Genomic DNA, 4,558 nt, shown 5'->3' with positions numbered 1-4,558 from the left:
TTTTTCAGCAAAATAATCACAAAAATCTTTCATTGTAGCAGTCATTTTTTCATCTTGTGTTGCACGATTAAAAGTACTACTCATAGCAACTAAAGTTTGATGAAAGAATACTTTCATCTCATCTACAGGCATGTCTTTTGTCCATAAATCGATACGTAATGATTCTTGAGCTGCACTATCCCAAACAGAAAGCATCATCGCCTTAGCATCTGCATTTGTAATCCCACCATCTTGTGCTGTCCAGTTAATTTTTTCTGGTACTCTATTTTCGTCTAATTCTACGTTTAAAGTGATTTTAGATTTTATATTTGCCATTATCTTCTTGGTTTATAATTTGCGTTATCAAATATTTCTTCTGCGCTTTTTGTTAGCATTTGTTTAAAAGAGATTGTATTCTTATCCATATATTGGCGTACTATTTGCCAGCCAATATATTTCCCAATTTCGCCTGGAGATTCGCTATCTATTTGTTCTAGATAAAACTTAGAGAATGGTGCTGGATTAATAAAGCGATTTGGCAGTTTTGTATCTGTACTATAAAGTATTTCTTTATCTACAAAATAGCGCCAAATATATTCCTCATTAGCTTTTGACCAGTTGTATTGATCTTCTGTGTAATTTAGTTTTTGTGCATTAGTTTTAAACGGAATTACCTTATCTTTAAAGTATAAAAGTTTTCCTTCGTAAATTAAATCGTCTAAAAAAGTTTTTCTACGCTGTTGGAAGGTGAAATGTTTAGCGTATTTGTTAGCGATATCAACTACCATAAATTCTGGTTTTAAGTCTTTTGCTATATATTCTTGAATACCTTGATAGAAATAATGGTCTCCACCTAAATAATTAGTTAATGGTAATATTACTATAGTATCTGTTACAATAACTTTATTTCTATAATCAACATCTGAGGCTACACTAACTATTCTTGGCGTGCTAAACTCAAGGAAATAATATTTTAAGTGTTTAAATAAAGATTCTATTTCTGTTTTCTCAGTATTTAAATTTTTATACTTTTTAATAGTTTCGCTTTGCAATTCTAATTGTAAAGTATCCTTCATTTGCTGTAACCAAAAAGAATCTCCATACTTTTTTGCAAACATAAAAGGATATGCTTTCTTTAATTTTGGTAGCTCTTCAGGAGTAGCTTGAGCAAAAGCTTTGTCAAATCTTTCAATAGTAAACTCAATGTTTATTTTAGAAATTTCAGCTTCAGTTTTATCTTCCTTTTCACAAGAAAGGATACTTAAAAAAGAGATTATTATAAAATAAATAGGTTTCAAAAGGTGTTTCATTTTTATTCCTAAAGTGTTTGCTTTATTTTTGTTAGGCAAAGGTACTATTCTTTGTTTTAAATACTTCAAAAAATGGAAACAGAAAAGGTGGTAAATCATATTGTTAATTGGTTAAAAGACTATGCTAATAACGCAAAGGTTAATGGATTTGTTGTTGGAATCTCTGGCGGAATAGACTCTGCAGTAACTTCTACATTATGTGCTAAAACCGGATTAAAGGTTTTATGTGTAGAAATGCCAATTCATCAAGCTGCAAGTCATGTTTCTAGAGGGCAAGAACATATTAAACAATTAAAAGCGCGTTTTCCAAACGTTAGTGATATACAAGCAGATTTAACTCCTGTTTTTGAAGAGTTTAAAACAGAAGTTTCTTTAGAGGGAGAACAAGCAATTGTAGATATGGCATTGGCTAATACTAGAGCACGCTTAAGAATGACTACATTATACTATCATGCAGGATTGTTAGGTTTGTTAGTAGCTGGAACAGGAAATAAAGTTGAAGATTTTGGTGTTGGTTTTTATACTAAATATGGAGATGGAGGAGTAGATTTAAGCCCAATTGCAGATTTACTAAAAAGTGAGGTTTATGGAATAGGTGATTTTCTTAAAGTTCCAGTTTCTATAATGAAAGCTGCTCCAAGCGATGGTCTTTTTGGAGATGCTAGAAGTGATGAAGACCAAATAGGTGCTTCGTATCCAGAATTAGAGTGGGCAATGTTAAAAAGTGAGAATGGTATTACAGAAAAAGAGTTAACTGGAAGAGAAAAAGAAGTCTTTAATATTTATAAACGTTATAATAACTCTAATAAACACAAGATGATACCAATTCCTGTTTGCGAAATCCCTAGTGAATATAAGTAATCACTATTAGTACTATAATATTTCGTACCTTTGTAGTGCTGTTACATTTATGTTTTTATATTTAAGTTTGATACCTTAAAATATAAAACAAAACTTATAAAACTATGGTCAAACTTCTAGTTGTTGATCAGCATCCTATTGTTAGCAAAGGTCTAGAACTTGTATTTAACGTAACACGTGATATAAAGTTTGTAGGTAGTGTTAATAATGGAGAGGCTATCTTCGAATTTCTCAAAAACACACCTGTTGATATCGTATTAACAGAGATAGATTTACCCAAACTTAACGGTCTAACCGCAATTAGACGTATTAAAAGTGAATTTCCAGATACTAAAGTTATTATGTTTAGTTCTCAATCTGAAGATGTATATGCTGTAAGTTCTATTAAAGCTGGAGCAGATGGATTTATACCAAAAACCGCTGGAATAATTACTATTAGAGAGGCTATTTTAAAAGTTTATAAAGACGGTATGTATTTAAGCGATTCTTTATTGCAGCGTTTAAATAAAGACTCTAAAGGAATTAACGGAAGTTCGTTTTATAAAAAATTATCTACAAGAGAAGTAGAAGTGTTAAAATTATTAGCTTCTGGTAAGCGTAATAAAGATATTGCTAAAGAACTTCAAATTAATGAAAAAACGGTAAGTACTTATAAAGCACGATTAATGAAAAAGTTGAAGGTAGATAATTTAGTAGATTTAGTAAATCAATCTAATACTATGCAACTATAATACACGATTTAATTTTCTAGATAACAACATTTTTAAACCAGAATAGTCTTTTACTTCTTCTAGTATACTTTTATTTACTTCGTTTTTATTCTCTAAGGTTTGTTGTTGGAAACCAATAACTTTTTTATCTATTAAGTGGCAACGTAGACTTAAAATAGTTTCACTAACTAGTTGCGCTACGCTGTCTGTTTTTAACTTAGGATAAATATCTTTTCTATTCCAATCTGATAGAAAATAACGCTCATCTTCCATTAAAATAGTAGTAATTTCATTATTGATTTCATCATCTGTATTATTAATAAATTGCTCTGATGAGAATTCTGGATTTTGATTTAGCGTTTCAATAATCTTGTAATACAGGTTTTTAAACTGTTCGTTAGAAAATTCCATCTCATCGTCCTGCAAGTCTAGAAATACTTTTTCAAACACTTTAGTTTGGTGTATTACTTGTTCTGAAACTAAAACACCTTTATCGTTTTCTTTTAAAACAAGATCTTCAAAATCTTCGGTTTTATTACCATAGAGTAGGAGTATTTCGATAATTTTTCGTTCTAAAACGTATTGTATATCCACCTTTTTTACAGGCTGTTCATGTTTAATAATTTCAAACGCTTGTTGTGGTTTCTGCTGCTGTTTAGCTTGATCGTTAGCCTCTTTTTGAGTAAGTTGCGCGAGTGTGCTAAATAGTACGCCTTCGCTAATATCCATAATTCTTGAACATTCTTGGATATAAACTTCTCGTTTAATACGGTCTGGAATTTTAGCAATACTATTAATGATGTCTCTAATAGTGTCTGCCTTCTTTATAGGATCGTTTTTAGAATCTTCAAATAGAAGTGAAGCTTTAAACTGAATAAAATCTTTAGCATTCTCATCTAGATAATGCTTTAACTCTTCTAGTGTATTTGTTTTAGCAAAACTATCTGGATCTTCGCCTTCCGGAAAAGTACAAACACGAACATTCATACCTTGTTCTAGAATAAGATCAATACCTTTTACAGACGCACGCAATCCAGCTGCATCACCATCAAAAAGCACAGTAATGTTTTTTGTAAGTCTGTTTATTAATCTAATTTGATCGCTAGTTAATGCTGTTCCAGAAGAAGAAACCACATTAGTAACTCCTGTTTGGTGAAATTGTATTACATCTGTATAACCTTCTACTAAATAGCAATTGTCTTCCTTAGCAATACTCTGTTTTGCATGGTAAATACCATAGAGTACTTTACTTTTGTGGTAAATATCGCTCTCTGGAGAATTTAAGTATTTGGCAGCCTTTTTATCGTTAGTTAAAATACGTCCACCAAAACCTAAAACACGACCACTCATGCTTTGTATTGGGAACATAACACGACCTTTAAACCTATCGAATTGCTTGTCTCCTTTATCTATAGTTAAGCCTGTACCTGCTAAAAATTCTAGTTTATATCCTTTTTTTATAGCCTCGTCTGTAAAAGCACTCCAGGCATCTGTACAATAACCTAAGTCGAACTTTTTTATGGTTTCATCTGTAAAACCTCGTTCTTTAAAATAGCTTAAGCCTATGGCTTTGCCTTTATCTGTTTTATGTAAAATGTGCTTAAAATAAGTATTGGCATACTCACTAACTAAATAAAGACTTTCGCGTTTGTCTTGTGCTTGTTTCTCTTCGTTAGTACGTTGGGTTTCTTCTATTTC

The 4,558-nt window shown here is 31.2% G+C and carries 5 protein-coding genes; 2 read left to right on the top strand and 3 right to left on the bottom strand.

All coding sequences use genetic code 11. From position 1 onward, the window contains the following. The coding region (gene gldC, locus Q0C58_RS09740; RefSeq protein WP_290700700.1) for a gliding motility protein GldC at window positions 1-315 on the bottom strand (315 nt) is incomplete at its 3' end. Next, window positions 315-1,289: a gliding motility lipoprotein GldB gene (gene gldB, locus Q0C58_RS09735; protein WP_290700698.1), complete on the bottom strand. Its 975-nt coding sequence runs from the start codon at window positions 1,287-1,289 to the stop codon at window positions 315-317. The genes gldB and gldC, both read right to left, overlap by 1 nt. 72 nt (window positions 1,290-1,361) lie before the next feature. On the opposite strand from gldB, the gene nadE reads away from it, so the two are divergent. Together nadE and Q0C58_RS09725 are read left to right on the top strand one after the other, a co-directional pair. Then, window positions 1,362-2,150 carry an NAD(+) synthase gene (gene nadE, locus Q0C58_RS09730; RefSeq protein WP_290700696.1) on the top strand — a complete coding sequence of 263 codons (789 nt, stop codon included), beginning with the start codon at window positions 1,362-1,364 and terminating at the stop codon, window positions 2,148-2,150. Window positions 2,151-2,254: 104 nt separating this feature from the next. Beyond that, window positions 2,255-2,881, top strand: a complete 627-nt coding sequence (locus Q0C58_RS09725; protein WP_290700694.1) for a response regulator transcription factor — start codon at window positions 2,255-2,257, stop codon at window positions 2,879-2,881. Here Q0C58_RS09725 and dnaG read toward each other — a convergent pair. After that, on the bottom strand, window positions 2,876-4,558 hold a 1,683-nt coding region (dnaG, locus tag Q0C58_RS09720; protein ID WP_290700692.1), incomplete at its 5' end, for a DNA primase. The two genes, Q0C58_RS09725 and dnaG, sit on opposite strands and share 6 nt — an antisense overlap.

Source organism: Lacinutrix sp. (genome assembly GCF_023299985.1).
In the GTDB taxonomy this organism is placed as follows: domain Bacteria; phylum Bacteroidota; class Bacteroidia; order Flavobacteriales; family Flavobacteriaceae; genus Lacinutrix.
This window is presented reverse-complemented; position numbering and strand designations above follow the sequence as displayed.

Bases quoted from the DNA above. Each gene is read 5' to 3' on its own strand.
- gldB (WP_290700698.1), bottom strand. From the start codon at position 1,289: ATGAAACACCTTTTGAAACCTATTTATTTTATAATAATCTCTTTTTTA.
- nadE (WP_290700696.1), top strand. From the start codon at position 1,362: ATGGAAACAGAAAAGGTGGTAAATCATATTGTTAATTGGTTAAAAGAC.
- Q0C58_RS09725 (WP_290700694.1), top strand. From the start codon at position 2,255: ATGGTCAAACTTCTAGTTGTTGATCAGCATCCTATTGTTAGCAAAGGT.